Origin of the sequence: Gordonia sp. NPDC062954 (genome assembly GCF_044543825.1) — a bacterium.
Lineage (GTDB): Bacteria > Actinomycetota > Actinomycetes > Mycobacteriales > Mycobacteriaceae > Gordonia > Gordonia tangerina.
In genome coordinates, this window is record NZ_JBITWL010000021.1 from 17351 (window position 1) to 35069 (window position 17719).

16 protein-coding genes and 1 pseudogene are annotated in these 17719 nt (G+C 66.4%); 7 read left to right on the plus strand and 10 right to left on the minus strand.

Translation table 11 applies throughout. From position 1 onward, the window contains the following. Positions 1–29 precede the first annotated feature (29 nt). The 4 genes and pseudogenes from ACIGKQ_RS18475 to ACIGKQ_RS18490 all read right to left on the minus strand — a co-directional run bounded on the left by ACIGKQ_RS18475 (position 30) and on the right by ACIGKQ_RS18490 (position 3738). Positions 30–1072: pseudogene (locus ACIGKQ_RS18475) on the minus strand (NAD(P)-dependent alcohol dehydrogenase). A gap of 69 nt (positions 1073–1141) precedes the next feature. Next, on the minus strand, positions 1142–1543 hold the full coding sequence (locus ACIGKQ_RS18480; RefSeq protein ID WP_396574631.1) for a globin domain-containing protein: 402 nt from the start codon (positions 1541–1543) through the stop codon (positions 1142–1144). Positions 1544–1566: 23 nt separating this feature from the next. After that, positions 1567–2472, minus strand: a complete 906-nt coding sequence (locus ACIGKQ_RS18485; protein ID WP_396574632.1) for a cutinase family protein — start codon at positions 2470–2472, stop codon at positions 1567–1569. A 42-nt stretch (positions 2473–2514) separates the two neighbouring features. Beyond that, positions 2515–3738 (minus strand): oxygenase MpaB family protein, encoded by a 1224-nt coding sequence (locus ACIGKQ_RS18490; RefSeq protein WP_396574633.1) that lies wholly within the window; start codon positions 3736–3738, stop codon positions 2515–2517. A gap of 207 nt (positions 3739–3945) precedes the next feature. On the opposite strand from ACIGKQ_RS18490, the gene ACIGKQ_RS18495 reads away from it, so the two are divergent. From ACIGKQ_RS18495 to ACIGKQ_RS18510, 4 genes are all read left to right on the plus strand, one after another. Then, positions 3946–4638 carry a TetR/AcrR family transcriptional regulator gene (locus ACIGKQ_RS18495; protein ID WP_396574634.1) on the plus strand — a complete coding sequence of 231 codons (693 nt, stop codon included), beginning with the start codon at positions 3946–3948 and terminating at the stop codon, positions 4636–4638. A 24-nt stretch (positions 4639–4662) separates the two neighbouring features. Beyond that, complete coding sequence (locus ACIGKQ_RS18500) at positions 4663–5391, plus strand: hypothetical protein (protein WP_396574635.1); 729 nt, start codon at positions 4663–4665, stop codon at positions 5389–5391. Between the two features lie 23 nt (positions 5392–5414). After that, positions 5415–5906, plus strand: coding sequence for a glutathione peroxidase (locus ACIGKQ_RS18505; RefSeq protein ID WP_396574636.1), 492 nt, complete (start codon positions 5415–5417; stop codon positions 5904–5906). Positions 5907–6121: 215 nt separating this feature from the next. Beyond that, positions 6122–7669, plus strand: coding sequence for a DUF222 domain-containing protein (locus tag ACIGKQ_RS18510; protein ID WP_396574637.1), 1548 nt, complete (start codon positions 6122–6124; stop codon positions 7667–7669). A gap of 44 nt (positions 7670–7713) precedes the next feature. On the opposite strand, the gene ACIGKQ_RS18515 is transcribed toward ACIGKQ_RS18510, so the two are convergent. Further along, a complete protein-coding gene (locus ACIGKQ_RS18515; protein WP_396574638.1) occupies positions 7714–8907 on the minus strand; it encodes an ROK family protein in 1194 nt (397 codons plus the stop codon). A 51-nt stretch (positions 8908–8958) separates the two neighbouring features. Between ACIGKQ_RS18515 and ACIGKQ_RS18520 the strand changes: the two genes are divergently transcribed. Then, positions 8959–10143, plus strand: coding sequence for an MFS transporter (locus tag ACIGKQ_RS18520; RefSeq protein ID WP_396574639.1), 1185 nt, complete (start codon positions 8959–8961; stop codon positions 10141–10143). 21 nt (positions 10144–10164) lie between these two features. Here the strand turns inward: ACIGKQ_RS18520 and ACIGKQ_RS18525 are convergent, their stop codons facing one another. Beyond that, positions 10165–11193, minus strand: coding sequence for an acyl-CoA dehydrogenase family protein (locus ACIGKQ_RS18525; RefSeq protein ID WP_396574640.1), 1029 nt, complete (start codon positions 11191–11193; stop codon positions 10165–10167). Further along, entirely contained in the window at positions 11193–12344 is a 1152-nt protein-coding gene (locus ACIGKQ_RS18530; protein ID WP_396574641.1) for an acyl-CoA dehydrogenase family protein, read from the minus strand. The genes ACIGKQ_RS18525 and ACIGKQ_RS18530 overlap by 1 nt, the downstream gene beginning before the upstream one ends. 183 nt (positions 12345–12527) lie before the next feature. Between ACIGKQ_RS18530 and ACIGKQ_RS18535 the strand changes: the two genes are divergently transcribed. Together ACIGKQ_RS18535 and ACIGKQ_RS18540 are read left to right on the plus strand one after the other, a co-directional pair. Then, positions 12528–13607: a DUF1214 domain-containing protein gene (locus tag ACIGKQ_RS18535; RefSeq protein WP_396574642.1), complete on the plus strand. Its 1080-nt coding sequence runs from the start codon at positions 12528–12530 to the stop codon at positions 13605–13607. A gap of 4 nt (positions 13608–13611) precedes the next feature. Then, positions 13612–14838 (plus strand): sulfotransferase family protein, encoded by a 1227-nt coding sequence (locus ACIGKQ_RS18540; protein WP_396574643.1) that lies wholly within the window; start codon positions 13612–13614, stop codon positions 14836–14838. A 7-nt stretch (positions 14839–14845) separates the two neighbouring features. Here ACIGKQ_RS18540 and ACIGKQ_RS18545 read toward each other — a convergent pair whose 3' ends face one another. The 3 genes from ACIGKQ_RS18545 to ACIGKQ_RS18555 all read right to left on the minus strand — a co-directional run bounded on the left by ACIGKQ_RS18545 (position 14846) and on the right by ACIGKQ_RS18555 (position 17717). Then, positions 14846–15718 carry an SDR family NAD(P)-dependent oxidoreductase gene (locus ACIGKQ_RS18545; RefSeq protein ID WP_396574644.1) on the minus strand — a complete coding sequence of 291 codons (873 nt, stop codon included), beginning with the start codon at positions 15716–15718 and terminating at the stop codon, positions 14846–14848. A gap of 94 nt (positions 15719–15812) precedes the next feature. Continuing rightward, positions 15813–16685 (minus strand): sugar phosphate isomerase/epimerase family protein, encoded by an 873-nt coding sequence (locus ACIGKQ_RS18550; RefSeq protein ID WP_235722998.1) that lies wholly within the window; start codon positions 16683–16685, stop codon positions 15813–15815. Between the two features lie 30 nt (positions 16686–16715). Then, positions 16716–17717, minus strand: a complete 1002-nt coding sequence (locus ACIGKQ_RS18555) for a sugar phosphate isomerase/epimerase (RefSeq protein ID WP_328715552.1) — start codon at positions 17715–17717, stop codon at positions 16716–16718. Positions 17718–17719: the final 2 nt, after the last annotated feature.

Consider the following 17719-nt stretch of genomic DNA (forward strand, 5'->3'; position numbering starts at 1 on the left):
TACCGAGTGAGTGTGGTGTGGGACCGAATTCAGCCCGGCACCACGACCGCCCGTCCGCGCAGGTCGTTGGCGGCGAGCTTGCGGTAGGCGTCGAGGCCGTCGTCGAGGGCGAACTTCTCCACGGACACGTCGAGCACTCCATCGCGCGCCAACTCGAGTACCTCCATCAGTTCGCTGCGTGAACCCCAATAGGGTGCGCGTACCGATACTTCGTAGGGCTGGGTGAACATGCCGACCTTGGCGGTGGCGGCGCCGTCACCGAGGCCGACGATGACGACGTCACCCATGGTGCCCACCACACCCATCGCGATGTCGAGGGTTGGTTGAAAGCCGACGAAGTCGAAAACCGCCGTCGCCCCGTCCTTGCCGGTGATCGCGCGGACGTTGTCGACGGCATCGTCGTTGCTCAGGACGGCCTCGTGGGCACCGACCTCCTTGGCAAAGGACAGCTTGTCCTCGGTCACGTCGAGCGCGATGATCCGGGACGGGGTCAGGTGACGCAGCAACTGGATGGCGACGTGCCCGAGTCCGCCGGCGCCGATGACCACGGCGGTGGTGCCGCCGACGAGCTTGGGCAGCGACGCCTTGATCGCGTGGTACGGGGTGAGTCCGGCGTCGGTGAGAGGTGCGGTGCGCACCGGGTCGAGATCGCCGATGGGCACCAGATGGCGCGGGTCGTCGACGAGCATGTACTCGGCCATCGCACCGTCGACGCCCAGGCCGGGTGGGGTGATCGACAGCTCGGCTGCGCGACTGCAATAGTTTCCATCCCACGCGAACAGAAGTGGCACACTCCGCATCCCCACGGTCCGTATACCGCCACCGCGGTCCCCTCCGAGACGTTGTCCACGCCGGTGCCGGTCTCCGCGACCACACCGACGCCCTCGTGTCCTAGCGTCATCGGTAGCGAATAAGGAAAACCGTGGGCCGGCATGTTCAACACGAAGTCGTCGGAATGGCAGGCGCCGGTGGCTGACACCTTCAGCAGTACTTGGCCCGGACCTGGCGTGGGTTTGTCGACCTCGCGGAGTTCGGGTTCGTTGCCGGGCTTGACGATTTGGATGGCCTTCATACGTTCACACCTTTTGTATGCGTGTTCACCCAAGGTGTTCCCCGGTGACCGGCGACCGAAACGTGGCTGTCAGGTGTGCGGGTATCCGGCGAGCATGAGCGCCGACACTGCGCTGAGCGCCTCGCCCCATTCCCTCGTCATCGCCGGCGTCCACGCGTCACCGCCGATCTCGGTCATCGCCGCGATCATGCATTCGCCGACCGCCTCGTACATCGGTGCGGTGACACCCATCGCGGCGTGCCGCTGTCCGAGGGACTCGAGGTTGGTGGTCAACCACTCGCCGTCATCGAGGTTGTCGATTACCGACACAATGGCGGTGCGCAGCATCGCCGCCTGAACCTTGTTGTCGCGCTGGAACATCGGCTCGACGTCGGGATATCTCTCGAACAGGATTTCGTAGAACCGCACGGTCAGGCCGTAGTCGGGGAGGTCCACCGACGCCAGGCTTTCTTCGAGAATCTGCTTGTCCATCACACGGTGCTCCAGATCATGGGTCAGGAATGAGCGGAGGCCAGGGCTGCGAGATGGTTGTGCGCCCACTGCACGGCGCTGACTCCGGGGGCGACCACGAAGGCCGCGTAGTTGGTGTGCACGCCGGACTGCAGAAACCTGTTGAACACGGTGATCTGCTGGCGGGCACGCTGATTGCTCACCTCACGGCCGACCGCGCCGATGCCACCCTGGGCGAGCAGTTCGTCGAGGATGGCGCCGGCTTCGGCTTGATACTGACCCATCTGACTCGGGGTGGGGTCGCTGGTCTCGGCGAGATACCCGACGATCCGGGTCACGTAATAGTCGCGCGGCGTGTTGCAGTACAGGTCCCGTGGCGCGCAGATGCTGTAGGTGCGTGGGCTCAGGTAGCCCATGCCGGACAACCGCGGTCCGCCGCTGCCCTGGCCCGTCAGTCGTGGGCCCACCAGGTTGTCCCGATGGGAGCGGCGGGGATCGGAGATCAGAACCACCCCGGCCACCTGCTCTGGCCGGATCGCGCCACGGCCGGTGCCGATCTCGGCGGCCACGTCCCCGGCCGCGTCGGCGCCCTGACTATAGCCGGTGATCGCCAACCTGGTGCCGGGACAGCGGCGCACCATGGCACGGGCCAAGCCGGTCGTGTTGGCCACCGCCTGCGCCTTGGATCGACCGTAGATGGCTGTCTCCCAAGGGAAGGCGGTCGCGCTGTAGCCGACATAGTGAACCAGCGTCCGGGGTCCGAGATCGCTGGTGATCTCACGCAGAATCCCGGGGGCGGCGGCGTCGGCCCAGGTGCCCGGAATGGCCAAGACGTACAGGTCAGGACATTTCGCGTGATGTGACGGCGCAGGAACCGCCGCCGCAGTGGCCGGTACGACGAATCCGGCCACCACGACGACAAGCACCACGAACCAGCCGCGCACGGTCATCGTGCTTCCCCCGACTTTCGTTGGTGTACAGCGGTACCGGCCTCAGTTGTAGCGCGGGTTGTTGGCCACCGGGATGGTGATGTTGATCGGCATCCGCAGCTCGGACATGTAGAACAGCACGAACTGGCGCAGGAACTCGTCGAAGAGCCAGTACGCCTCCTTCGGCATGCCCACCTGGAGCAGTCCTTCGCGAACGAGAACGTAGGGCCCCCAGGCTGTCTCGAGTAGAGGGCTCCACACCGGCTCACGCGGGATCTCGAGCCAGTTGGCGATCTTGTCACCCAACATGAACCGGGTGAGCGCACCCAGCACGCCGCGCGACAACAGGCTCAGGTCGAGGTTCATGCCGAGATCGAGCAGAATGTCGGCGAGCTTCTTGCCCTCCGGGGTCGGGGCGAGGATCGGGTCCAACACCTGCCGGGCCTGCGCATCTGCCTGGTTCCAGGAGTTCGGGATGTACTGGTCCTGGACGCCGAGCATGTGTGCGGTGATCTGCCACGAGTGCAGGAAGCCGTCCGATTCGTCGGCGGCGATCGGCACGTTCCACCGTTCCAGCATGCGCATGACGGTGGTGGGCAGGCTGTGCCAGGTGACCATGATGTCGGCCTGGCTGATCGGGATCTTCTCCTGCGCCGAGTGGTTCCACCAGGGCGACTGCGGCAGCAGAGTGCGCACCGATGCGTGGGCCAGTCGGGTCTTGAGGCAGGTGACGATCATCTCGCCGTCGGGTCGATAAGCGTTGAGCGAACCGATGTCGTAACCGAGTTTGGCCGTCTTGGTGATGCGGTCCTTCATGTCCGCGCCACCCTGCGAGTAATAGACCGCCCGGGCTTCGCGGGGGATGACGGTGCTCATCATGCCGCTGGCGAAGCCGTACAGGACGCCGAGGTACGTGCCTCGCTTCTGGTTGAACCGCACCGCCGTCTCGAGTTTGCCGCGGTCGGTCCACGATGGCAGTTGACGCGCGTGTTCCATGAAGTCACGGAGTTCGTTCGGGAGACCGGCCGGCAACGGCTGGCCGTTCTTGGTCCATCCGCGGAGTAGTTCATTGACCCGCTGCACCTGGCCGCGCTCCAAGAGCTTCGCCACGACGGGGTCGGCCTCGTCGTCCCAGACCCCCTGGGGGTTGGCGCCGCTGCCCCGTCCGGGTACCGAACCCGCCGGTGACCACGTCCACGGTGTTGCTTGGCTGACGGTCGCGAGAGCGCTCACTGCGCCCACCGTGCCGCCGGCCTTCAACATGTTCCGCCTGCTCAGATTCTCCATTTTTCTTGGCTCCCGTCTTCGCCACCCGACTCGATGACGCCCCGATCATGATGAAGCGATGTAACAAAGGCTGTAACTCTGTTACATAGAACTATCACAGTGTGACACCACTCACAAGGCAAAGTGGTCACAGGTGTAGTCACACGTGCTGACGGCTAACGCAGAGGCCTCGCGGTATGCTTCGCGCACGACTGGCGAGGAGTGAGAGTGAAACCAGGCCAAGCTGCCGCGACGCCGGGCATCCAGTCGCCTCCGCAATCCCCATCCCTGCTGCAGCGGGCCTATGTGGCGGTGGTGGGTGGCGATTTCGACGAGCCCGACGACCCCACCCGGGCCCGGTTGCTCGACGCCGCCTTCGACCAGTTCTGCCGCATGGGCATCCAGCGATCGTCGATGGATGAGGTCGCCCGGCGGGCCGGGTTGTCCCGGGTGACCATCTATCGGAAGTTCGACACGAAGGATGCGCTGGTCGAGCAGGTCATCCTGCGCGAGTTTCGGCGGTATTTCCTGCGCTTTCTCGCCGACATCGGCGAGGCGGACACGGCGGAGGAACGCGTGGTGTTCGGCTTCGTCAGTTCGCTGCGATCGATCCTCGGCAACCCCCTCATCGGTGGCCTCATCGAGACCGAACCGACCCTGCTCGCCGGTTCGATCGGCGCCGACGACGGCCGCATGCTCGCAGCGGTCCGCCAGTTCCTCGCCCAGCAACTGCGCAAGGAGCAATCGGCCGGCAACATCGCCGCCGACCTCGACACCGAGCTGACCGCGGAGATGATGGTCCGATTCTCGAACTCGTTCCTCACCGTGCCCAGTCAACTCGTCGACGTGCACGACGACGAGCAGTTGGCGGCCATTGCGCGCCGGTACCTGGTACCGATGCTGAATCCACCGAAACCGTGAACACGTCCGGACACCGGTGACGACATGGTCGGGCGCAAACTTCTCCTGGTGGTGGTCGGGGCGTTCGTGCTCACGGGGATGAGCGGTGCGCCCGGCGTTTCCGCGGCGCCCGCACCCGCCGGGACGGTGACCATAAACGGCGACCGCTCGTTGTGCCGGAATGCGCAACTGCCGCGAGACAACGTGGCCTGTGCGGTCGCACTGACCCGCGAGTGGCTCGATCACACCGGACGATCCACGGCGGTCCGTCGGACGGTGGCGGTGAGCAATCCAGCACTGGGCGGTTCGTGGAATCCGCAGAACCGGGATGTGTGCGTCTACGCCGAAGTCGGTACGGTGCTCAATCTCGGTCTGCACCACTGCAACACCATCACCTTCGTCAACTGGGTCACCGATGCGGCGCTGATCCGGACGCCGGCGCGGGCGTTGACCACGTTCGTACACGAGTCCAGCCACGGCGTGCAGGAGGCCATCGGTCTGAAGCCGGTGTCGGTGACCGTTTTCGGTCCCCCCGACGCGCTGCGGCGACTCGAGTGGGCCAGCGATTGCTGGTCGGGGGCGGCGTGGTCGTGGTTCGTGCGGCGCGGCGAGATGACCGCTGCCGAACGCGATGAGGCGACGGCGTTCATGTACTCGCTGCCAGAGCGGACGTCGCATGGCAGTGGGTCCGAGCGCGGCGCGGCCTTTGAACGTGGCATTGTCGAAGGTGTCACCGCATGTGACCAGATTCTCGGCACGCCGGCCTACACCTGACCGGCATCGACAGGGGGGTACCGATGACCAGCTCCGACAAGACGACCGCCTACGACTTCACCGCCACCGACATCGACGGCACTCCGGTGCCGTTGTCCACGTACGCGGGGCTGCCGCTGCTCATCGTCAACACGGCGTCGAAGTGTGGCTTCACTCCGCAGTACGAGGGCCTCGAACAACTCAACCGCGAGTTCGCGGACAAAGGGTTGCGGGTGCTGGGCTTTCCCTGCGACCAGTTCGCTCATCAAGAGCCCGGCGATGCCGAGGAGATCAAGAACTTCTGCTCGCTGACCTACGACGTGACGTTCCCGATGTTCGCCAAGATCGACGTCAACGGCTCCGACGCACATCCCCTCTACGAGTGGCTGCGGGCACAGAAGCGCGGTCTGCTCGGCGGCCGAATTCAGTGGAACTTCACCAAGTTCCTGATCGACCGCGATGGCAACGTGGTGGACCGGTTCGCCCCAACGACCAAGCCGGAGAAGCTGACCGGCGCCATCGGGAAAGTGCTCTGACTTCCGGTCGAAAATAGGCACTCTGGCCTGCGCAGATAAATTTGTCGGTGCTGTGTCGTAGCGTGGTTGCAGCAGGATGAGTTGATGCGAAACGGGTGGGCGCGAACTCGCTGACATTCGGCCTCGGGGTCGGTGTCGTTCATGGCGGGTGGCATATCGAAGAAGATCCTGCATCGGTTGGTTGTGATCAGTGTCGAGTCCGTGAAGGGTCTTTCGTGTCGTCCGTGTTGTCCTCGCCGTCGCCGTGGCCGCAGTTGCCGCGTGACTATCTCGGTGGTGTGGATGCGGCCTACCCGGATGAGGACCCCACCAACGACATCTTGCTCGGGATGGCCGAGCTCGACCGCGGCCGTGCGTACCTCGCCTACGCCGAATACCGTTCGGTGGCCGCACTCTACGACCGTCTTGTCGCTGCGCGTGACGACACCGACGGTTTCGTGGTGGATGGCTTCGCGGACGCCGCGGCACGTATCGCCAAGCTCCGCGGAACGTCTCGTGGCGCCGCGGAAACACTGCTCAATGATGCGGTCGCGTTGCGGGACCGGCTGCCGGAGGTGTCGGAATGTTTGCGTGACGGCGTGATCGGGCCGTGGCACGCCCAGAAGGCGGTCAGCCGTACCGACCTGCTGGCCGAATCATCAGCCGCCCCGGCGGTGGATGCCGACATCGCCCGAACACTACGCACCAAACGCGGGACGTGGAGCAAAGCCAGGTTCCGCGACATGATAGACCGCATCGTGTTTCGTCATGACCCCGACGCGGTGCGTGAACGTCGCCAGCAGGCGCTCGATGACCGCCGGATGTGGACCCACCCGCGCGAGGACGGCACCGCCGAGATCACCGGGGTGATGTCGGCGGAGAACGTACGCATCGCCGCCGCCGCGGTCGCCGCATTGGCCGACAGTGTGTGTGATTACGATCCGCGCACCAAGCCGCAACGACAATCCGATGCGATGTTCTGCCTGTTGTCGGGCACCATGTTCGAATGCGACTGCGGTAGTGAGGATTGCACCGCGGTCATCCCGGAGCCCGGGGTGGTGCCGCCGGTGGACAGCCGGGCGGTGCTGCATGTGGTCGCCGACGAGGCCACCGTGAAAGGGATGGCGAACAACGCCGGTTTCATGGACGGCCATGGCGTGATCTCGGGCGAGCATGTGCGCGACATCGCCGCTCGTGCCGACACCAAGGTCTCCTATCTGGTGGCGCCGAACACGCAACCGGAACCCGATGGCACGTTCACGTTGCCGGCGCATCTGCCGTCGGATCCGTATCGGCCGTCGGCCGCGTTGGACACCTTCATCCGGTTGCGCGACGGCTATTGCACCGAACCTGGATGCCTGACCTCGGCGTGGCGTGGCGACCTCGACCATGTCGATGAGTACGACCACGCGTGTCCGCACAACGGTGGGCAGACCACTGAGGTCGGGTTGAACGCGAAATGCCGTCCCGGACACTTGCTGAAAACGTTCGGCGACTGGGTGGATGATCAGTGGCGTGATGCCGACGGGCGGCTGGTCACCGAATACATCACCCCCGAAGGCCTGGTGGTGCCCGGCGAAGCCGAAACCCAGGAGGATCTGTTCCCTGGGCTGCGCCGTATCCGGTTCACCGCACCCGCGCAGGCTCCACCCCCGCACACCGGCTCCACGATCGAACGCAGCACCCGCGTCAACACACGGGTGGCGAACAAACACGCCCGCAGACGCGCCGAACGCGCCCGCAACCGCAAACGCGTCACCGACGCCGGCCCACCACCGTTCTAACGCGGGCAGACGCACCAAGTGGCGTCGTCAAGAGCGAGTCTTGCTCAGCGTTGCGCCCATTGGGCCAACGCGTCGACAGTGGTGACGTGGTCGACGCCCCGAAGGGCGGCGCCGTGCAGCGGCCCGTCATCGCCGTGGATTCCATCGACGACCGGTGACGGCAGGTGCTTGCGAAACGACATCAACCCGGCTCGGTAGGCCGCCTCGAAAGGTTCGGGGGCGGCCGCCCTCAGGGGGGTCGCGAGCCCGCCGAGGGTGACCATGTCGGGGTCGTGTATCGAGACGAGGCCGGCAATGCCGCGGCCGAGTGCGGCGGCCACGCGGTCGAATGCTCGCTGGTGGCGTTCGTCGGACGCGCCGGCCGAATGCTGCCGAAGAAGCTCATGGGCATAGTCAAAAGCATTGTCCGGCGGCGGTTCTCCCAGGTGCTCGGCCAATGCGCGCCCGTCGATGGTGAGATCCCAGCAGCCGTGCGCACCGCACGGACACTGCTTGGCCGGATCGCCGAAGGGTACGTGCCCGTACTCACCGGCGCCGCCATGTGCGCCGACAACCGGTACGCCGTCCACGACCAGGGCGCCACCCAAGCCCACTGCGATGATCAGGTGCAACGCCGTGCCGACACCGCGCGCCGACCCGGTGCGGGCCTCGGCCAGCCCGGCCAGGGTCGCATCGTTGGCCACCAGCATCGGGATGTCGCTGTCTGCCAACAGGTTCGCGGTCAATGGGGTGAGGTCGACGTCGGTCCAGCCCAGCGGCGTGAACTGGACCAGTCGGTCGTCGAGTACCGCACCGGCCACCGACACCGACACTGCCCGAACCCGTGACGGGTCGCGTTGAACGACGGCGCCGATCGCGTCTGCCATGTCGGCGAGCACCCGATCCGGCCCACCCCGTAACCGGCCCGCCGCGGCCTCGATCCGGGGTTCGCCACTGAGATCCGCAGTGGCCACCCGCCACCCGGTCGGGCTCAACTCCGCGATCACCACCAGCGGCCCAGCGGGATGTGGTTCGAGGATCGTCGTGGGGCGTCCGCGACCCTGCGCCGGCGCGGGTGATTCGTCGAGTAGGTCCAGTCGGCGCATCCGAGCCATCAGATCGGTGGCCGCCCCACTGCCGATGCCCAACTCCTGCGCCGCCACCGCGCGGGTGACGCCGGGGCGTGAACGCACCAGATCGATCAACCGTGCCGGTGTCGACCAACGCGCGGCGCCCGGGCCGGGAGACGGGAGTGACACCGGGACATTGTGGCATTTACATTAAACTCGAACACCGATTATATTCGTGAGATGCTCACGACCCCGACCGCTGCGCCCGACGGCCGCCAGGGCGTTCGGCAACGCATGCCTGCGCTGGCCGCACTCGCGATGGCCGGGTTCCTCGCGGTCACCACCGAGATGCTGCCCGTGGGCCTGCTCCCGGCGATCGGCGGCGCGTTCGGGGTCGACGACGCCGTCACCGGCCTGCTCGTGACGGTGTTCGCGGTGATGGTCGCCGTGTTCGCGGTTCCGCTGACCGTGGCGACGCGCCGATATCCCCGCAAGCCGCTGATCCTCATCACGGTGGCGGGCTACCTGATCAGCAACCTGCTCATCGCGTTCGCGCCCAGTTTTGCAGTGGTGGCCGCGGGCCGGGTCGTCGGCGGCGTGGCGCACGCGCTCTTCTTCTCGGTGTGCATCGGCTATGTCCCGCGATTGGTCGAACGTGGACAGGTGGGCCGAGGGCTGGCACTCGTCGCCGGTGGCACCACCGCGGGATTCGTACTGGGTGTGCCGTTGTCGACGGCACTGGGCGCCGCGATTGGTTGGCGGGGATCGTTCGCGGTGCTCGCGGTGATCGCGGCCGGTGTCCTGGTCGCGATCCTGCGGTTCCTACCGGCGGTGTCTGGCACACCCGCCGGCCGCCGCATCCAAACCTCCGGCGCCCGCTCGGCGCTCGGTGTGGTGGTCACTTCCAACACGCTCACGTTCATCGGCCAGTACACGGTGTACACCTACATCAGCGTGATCCTGCTGACCGGCGGCGCCGGCGAATCCTGGATCGGCCCGCTGCTGCTGGTGTGCGGAGTGTGCGGCCTGGCCGGTCTCGCCTGCGTCGGGCGCACCATCGACCGACACCCGCGCACGACGGTGCTGACCGTGCTGGCGCTGTTGGCCGCCACCATCCTCGCGGTCGGCCTCACCCACGCGTGGTTCGTCGGTCTCGTCGTGGCGATCGCCCTGTGGAACGGGTTGTTCGGCGGCGTTCCGTCGATGTATCAGACGGCTGCGGTGCGCGTGTTCCATGAGGCGCCCGAGGTGGCGGGTGCATGGATCAACGGCACCTCCAATCTCGGCATCGCGCTCGGGGCCGTGCTCGGCGGACTGTTCCTCGGGTCGTCGCCGGCCATCCTGGCGTTGAGCGTGACGGCAGCCGCGCTGGTGGTCGCGGGGCTCACGGTTGCGGTGATGGGGAGGCGGGGTTTCGCGCCCTGAGGAGCGGAGCGCCGACACGCCTCACCCGACGATGAGCGGCCAGAGTCCGTCGGCGCCCGCGTCCACGGCGGCGTCGGTGATCCGCTGCTCCCAAGCGTGCACCGAGCCGAACTCCGAACACCACGCCAACGCGGGCAGCGTGAATTCATGCAGGCCGTGTTCCTGTGTTGTCCCGATGGCCCCGTGAACCTGATGAGCGTTGCGCACCACCGTCGATGTGGCTCGCCCCGCACATGACCGGGCCACCGCGATCAGGAACGCCAGGTTCGGCGCCGACCACTCGCTGTGTACCGCCGCGGCCAGCGCGGCCTCGGTCGCCGCGCGCGCGAGTGCGGCTTCGGCCGCGGCGTCGGCGACCAGCGCCGCCACCGCCTGGAATCGCGCCAGCGGTCGGCCGAACTGTTCCCGGGCACAGGCATGGGAAACACTCAGGGCGACAGCCCCATCGAGAGCCCCGCAAGATTGCACCGCGCGGGCCAGTGCGCCGCGCAGGCCGAACCGGTCGATCACGCCCGGCGGGACGTCGACGCCGGCGAGACGATCAACGGCAACTGCGACGACGTCACGCGGCTCGCCCGCCATGTTGACGCCGGCGGTCACATCGACATCGGCGATGTCGACGTCGGCGACCCGATGGCCACCCGCGTGCGGCCAGGCAACGACGAGTTTCTCGGCGCCGGACGCCCAACCGACTCCCCGCGCGATGCCGTGTTCGTCGGTGACACACGCGGATCGTCGCGCGTCGTCTACCGGCAGGGCGGCCTCGTCCAGGAGCCAGCCGGCCAGCAGATCATGCTCGACGACGGGTGTCGGTACGCCGAACCGGGCTGCGGCATCCAGCAATTCGGTGGCGGCGAACCAGGTGGCACCGCTACCTCCGCTGGCCTCGGAACCGGTCAATCGGGCCAGTCCGACCTCGTCGAGCTGCTCCCAGAGTGCCAAGTCCCAGGTCGGCACCGTGGTGCGGTCCGGTGCTGTGGACCGCTTCCTGCGGTGCTCGACGAACACCGCCGACATCAGTTCGGCGAGTCCTTGATCCACCTCGATCATCACCGCAGCCCCAGACCGCGGGCGATGACGCCGCGCAAAACCTCGTTGGTGCCGCCGCGCAAGGTGAAACCCGGACGCTGCACCAAAGCGGTCCGGGTCAGACGGGTGTGCTCGGCCAGGGCTGGGTCGAGCCCGTCGCTCAGCGTGTCGACGAACGCGGCGATGTTGCCCTCGGTGCTGGTGCCCAGCACCTTCACCACTGCGGCTGCGGTGTCGGCAGACTCGTGGCGCGCCAACGCACCGGCGACCGCGGTGGACATCTGATGCAACCCGGCGAGCCGGGCCACGTAGCGTCCCAGGTCCGGATGGTGCGGAATCATGTGCGCCCGCGTCTGTTCTGCGGTCTCGGCGAGCAGCGGCAGGGTGGACAGGAACCGCTCGGGGCCACTGCGTTCGAAGGCGAGTTCGGAGGTGACCTGGGTCCACCCGTCGCCGATGGTGCCGAAGACCATCTCGTCGGGGACGAAGACATTGTCCAGGATCACCTCGTTGAAATGGTGCCTTCCGTCCATCGACCGAATCGGGCGGACATCGACCCCGGTGCTGTCGAGGTCGACGATGAACTGGCTCAGTCCGGCATGGCGGTGCGCGGTGTCCAGGGCCTGTGACCGGGCCAGACAGATGAACGCCTCGGCCCGGTGGGCGCCGGAGGTCCACACCTTGGTTCCCGACAGCGACCACCCTCCGTCGACACGTGTAGCGCGGGTGCGCACGCTGGCCAGGTCGGAGCCGGAATCGGGTTCGCTCATGCCGATCGCGAAAAAGCAGGTGCCGTCGGCGATCCGCGGAAGGTACCGCTGTTTCTGTTGTTCCGTGCCGTAATTCAGCAGCGACGGGACGACCTGCCGGTCTGCGATCCAGTGGGCGGCCACCGGGGCGCCTGCGGCGAGCAACTCTTCGGTGACCACGAACCGTTCGACATGCCCGCGCCCGCGGCCACCGTATTCGACCGGCACCGTCATACCCAGCCAGCCGCGTTGCGCCAGCGCTTGGGTGAAGTCCTCGTCCCACCCGGTCAGCCAGGTGTCGACCTCACGCCCGATGTGTCCGGCAGCGCGCTGCTCGGCGACGAAGGCGCGGACCTCGCTGCGTAGGGGTTCGAACTGTGCGGGATCGTCGGTGATCGGCGGGACCAGTCGGAGATCGGGCATGACCTGCACCATAACCCGTCGGGGAGTGCGAGTGCGGTGGTCTCATGGAGACCGACGGCGTGGAGAGGTGGACGATGAACGGGCGGACGATCGCGACGGCAGCACTGAGGCAGTTCACCAAGGCGCGCGTGGCGTATCTGCGGTTACGCGGTCAGACGCCCGACAGCGTCGCCGAAAAAACGCGTGGCGAGCGGGACGTCGTGGGACGAGTTCTGCGACACGCTCAAAGCAGCCGGGGCGGCAATCGTCTTCCCTGGCACGCCGACCGACCCCGTCACGCAGGCCGAGGGCTATCGATACCTCAGCCGGCTCACCCGGGCCGGCCTCGAGGCCTTCGTCGAGTACGCCGATCCCACCGCGCCGGTATTGCGTCGGATGATTCACGAGACCGCCAAGATGGGATCGGACAATCCCGACAACCACTATCTCAACGCCACCATCGACGGATCGCTGGAGTACCGCATCACCGGAACCCGCGGCACCGTCGACTATCTGGGATTCGGCACCCAGGAAGGCAATTACGGTGAGGGCGGCCAAATGCCGACCACCGGATACGTCGAGGCCACCGAGCTCGCCATCGACGACGACGGTCGATTCGAACTCATCCTGTCGGCCACCGAACACCCGGGCAACTGGTTGCCGATGACTCCGCAGACCGGATTGCTGATCGTGCGACAGACCTTTGCCGACCGGACCGCCGAGGTTCCCGCCGAACTGCACATCGAACTCCTCGATGGTGCGACTCCACCGACGCCGCTGACCGCCGCCCAACTCGACGCGGGGCTCGGCAAGGCGAGCCTGCTCGTGGCCGGGGCGTCGATGCTGTTCGCGAAGTGGGCGCGTGACTTCGCCCAACATACCAACGAATTGCCGATGTTCGATCCCGAACGGTCCACGAAGGCCGGTGGCGACCCGAACATCATCTACTACCACAGTTATTGGCGGCTCGGCCCCGACGAGGCGCTCGTCATCGACGCTGAGATCCCCTCGTGCGACGGCTGGAACTTCCAGCTCGACAATCACTGGCTGGAGTCGCTGGACTACCGCTACCACCAGATCCACGTCAACAAGCACACAGCGACCTACCGCGACGACGGGAGTGTACGGATCGTCGTCGCCCACCGAGACCCGGGGCTGCCCAATTGGATCGACACCGCCGGCCACGAGTGCGGCGCGATGACGTTTCGCTGGATAAAAGCAGCCACCCATCCGCAGCCGCGGACTCGTGTGGTGACGCTGTCAGCCCTGGCGCAACTGGATTGATCCCGTGTCGAGTACTTTCGAGCCGTTTCGTCGGCGTCCGGTTCGCGCGGCCAACCGCATCGGCGAGATGTTGCAGGCGCGTGACGTCTCGGTGGTCGACCTGTCGGCGGACACCTTGCGACGACGCGCACAACGGGCCACCGGCCTGCCCTGGGATGCCGATCCGCAAGCAGACGAGGCTCTCGATATGTTGTGTTCCTCGATCATCGATGAAGCCCGGCTGAGTCTGTTCGGCGCGTTGGTGATCCGGGCGCGGCTGCACGGCATCCTCACCACCCGGTTGCGGGTGGCCGACCTGCTGCGGCGCGACCCGACGATCGAGCAGACGCCCATCACGCCGCCCATCGTCATCGCCGGGCTGCAACGGAGCGGAACCACCATGCTGCACAGGCTGATCGCGGCCGACCCGGACATGCGGGCGGTCGGATCCTGGGAGGTCGTCCACCTCCTACCACGCAGGCGGGAGAGGCCCGGTCGGCCGAGGATGCGCGTGGCGCAGACAAGGGTCGCCGAATGGTCGCTGCGCTATCTGAATCCGCAATTCTTCGCCATCCACGCGGTGGAGGCGGACGGACCCGAGGAAGATGTTCTGCTGCAAGAGTATTCACTTCTGTCGCAGGTGCCGGAGGCGATGCTGCACGTGCCCTCCTACGCGGCGTGGCTGCAGCAGCAGGACATGCACGCGTCCTATCGATACCTCAGAACTCTGCTGCAGATCCTGCACGCCCAGAATCCGCGACCGCGCTGGGTGCTCAAGACGCCGGCTCATCTCGAACATCTCGACTCCCTGCTCGATGTGTTCCCGGTCGCGGTGATCGTGCAGACCCACCGCGACCCGCTGCGGACCACGGCGTCGTTCTCCAGCATGCTCGCTCACGGGCACTCCATGTTCAGCGACCAGGTGGACGCCGAAGGTGTCGCGCGGCACTGGCTGGCACGCAACGCGGCGATGGTCGACCGCGCCCTCGAGGTGCGCCGGCAACGGCCCGAGGTGTTCGTCGACGTCTTCTACGACGACCTCGTCGACGATCCGCTGGCGCAGGTCGCACGGATCTACTCCGCGGCGGGCGTCGACCTCACCGACGGCACGCGGGCACAGATGGAGCGTCACCGGGCCGGCCACACCCAGCACGCCCACGGCGTCCACACCTACGCGCTCGCCGATTTCGGTCTCGCCGAGGATGAGGTGAACGCCGCATACGCGCGTTATCGCACCGCCTTCGACCTGTGACGCGCGTTCAGTAGATCGGGAAGGGGATGCCGGTCAGTGTTTCGGCCTTGGCCCACAGTCGGGCGGCGGACTCGAAATCGCATGCAGCGGTAGATCGTCCGAACAGCACGGGCTCGCCGCGCAGGGCCCATATGCCGTCCACGCCGACGTAGCTGCCCGGTGCGATCGGATGGGTGAGACAGTACAGGGTGGTCTGTGCGCCGGCATCGACATCGTTGGCGAACCGAGCGGCGGCGCCCTGCACCACCTTGTGTGCCATACCGAGGTGCGGTTTGTTGGAGATGTTCGAGGCCACCCAGCCCGGCGTGGTCAGCATCGCGCTCACCGGTGAGCCACTTGTCCGGAGCCTCCGGTCGAGTTCCAGGCCCCACAGCATCACCGCCAACTTGGACCGTGCGTAGGCACGCGGCGGGCTCCACCGCGACCGGGTGAGGTTGAGGTCATCGGGATCGATGGACTTCGCGCCGCGATGAGCGTCGGAGGCCACCGACACGATCCGCCGCTCGATGCGTGGCAGTAACAGATTTGTCAATGCGAACGGGCCGAGGAAGTTGGTACCGATACCCAATTCGAAGCCGTCGGTGGTGCGGCGATGCTGGTGCGGGAACACTCCGGCATTGTTGATCAGGTAGTCGATCGGACCATCGAGAGTGTCGGCGAACGCCCGTACCGACGACAGGTCGGCGAGATCGAGCGGCAGCACCTCGCAGTCGCCGCCGAACTGGTCGGCGCGCTGCATGCCGAGGTCGGTGTCGCGCACTGCCAACACCACGCGCAGCCCTGCCTGTGCGAGTGCCCGCGCGGTGGCCATCCCCAGTCCGTTGGTGGCGCCGGTGACGACCACACGTCGTCCGGCGAGAGCCGTGAGTCGGTCATTCATGCCACGAGCGTAGCGCTGACAGTTCTGGCCGCACTTGCAAGTTCTGGCCGCAGTTCCGGCCCCAAGCCGGACTCCGAAACTGCGGCCAGACCGATCAACTGTGCTTGCCCATGTAGGCGAGCATCGTGTCGCGTTGGTAGCGCGACACTTCCGCGGCGTTCTCGTTCTCGGCGAACACCGATGACACCATCACCGTATCGTCGCGATCGTAGAAGCCGAGACGCCCCAAACCGCCGAAGAACTCGTCCCAGTCGACGTCACCGTCGCCGATCTTGAGGTGCTGATGCACGCGCACGGCGTTGCCGGGCGGATTGGTGATGTAGCGCAAGCCGTGTGACCGGTGGTGGTCCATCGAGTCGGCGACGTGAACCAGGCGGAGCTTGTCGCCGGCGGCGGTCATGATCTCGGACATGTTGCCGCCCATATGGAAAGTGTGGCAGGCGACGTACACCATGCCGAGGTTCGGTGAGTTCACCCCGCGGATGATGCGGACCGCCTCCAGTCCGTCCTCGACGAAGTCGTCGGGGTGCGGGTCGATGCGGACGTCGATGCCCTCGCGTTCGATGATCGGCATCAACTCTTCCATCGAGCGGAAGAACGCGCGCTCGGATTCCTCGGCACGTTCCGGACGGCCGGAGAACTCGGTGTTCATCACGTTCACCCCGAGGTCGACGGTGATCTGGATGGCGCGTTTCCAGTTGCGCACCGCGGCTTCCCGGGCGTCCTCGTCGGGTCCCGACCAGCGCAGCACCGGCAGCACCGAGGCGACACCCACCCCCGCATCCGCACAGGCCTTGCGGAACTTCGCGACGAGATCGTCGTCGGCGCGCGGGTGGTTGAAGAACGGGATGAAGTCACGGTGCGGGGTCAACTGCAGATACTCGTAGCCGAGCTCGGCGACCAGTGCCGGGAACTCCAACAATTCGTGGCTGTGGTGAAACGGAGTCGGGTCGAGGGCGAGTTTCATCAGCGGGTTCCTTGACTGTTCGGCGGCGTGTCAGCGGGCGGTGCCGACGGAATTGGCCGACTTCAGACTCTCGGCGGCCACCTGTAGGCCTTCCAGCGCACCGAATTCGACATCTTCGTGTTCGATGTTGACCCACATGTCGGGATCGACCTTCTCCAGCGCTTGCAGGAAACGGGCCCAGAAGTCGACGTCGTGCCCGCGGCCGACGGCGACGAAATCCCACGCCGAGTCCTCCGGCCACTTGTTCACCACGTGCTTGCCACCGAGACCGGTCGGATTCTGCGACATCGGGATACGGGTGAACCGCTCGTCCAGCACACCGTAGATCTCGCAGTTCTTGTTGATCCGGGTGTCCTTGGCGGCGGCGTGGAACACCAGCGGCCCCAGCCACTCGATGGCGGCGACGGGGTCGATGCCCTGCCAGAACAGATGTGACGGGTCCATCTCGGCGCCGACATTGGTGGCGCCGACCTTGTCGACGAGGCGCTTGAGCGTCGGCGGGTTGAACACCAGGTTCTGCGGATGCATTTCGATGGCGACCTTGACGTCGTGTTCGCGGGCCAGGGCGTCGATCTCTTTCCAGAACGGCACGGCCACCTCATCCCACTGGTAGTCCAGCGAATCCAGATAGCCCGAATCCCAGGTGTTGACGTGCCAGGCCGGCCACTGCCCGCCCGGATGGGCCTGTGGCAGACCGGACATGGTGACCACTCGGTCCACGCCCAGCAATCCCGCGACACGGATGGCCTTGCGCAGGTCTTCGGCGTCCTCGGGGCCGACCTCGGGGTCGGGGTGCAGCGGGTTGCCGTTGCAGTTGAGTCCGGCGATCGACACGCCGGTGCCGTCGAAGGTGGCCAGATACTCCTGCGGGGAGACCGCGCCGGACAGCAGATCGTCGACCGGCAGGTGCGGGGTCGGCAGGAATCCGCCAGCATTGATCTCCGCGCCCGTCAGACCGAGGGAGCCGATGGTCTCCAGGGCCTCACGCAGGGGCTTGTCGTGCAAGATCGCGGTGTAGACGCCGAGTTTCATTG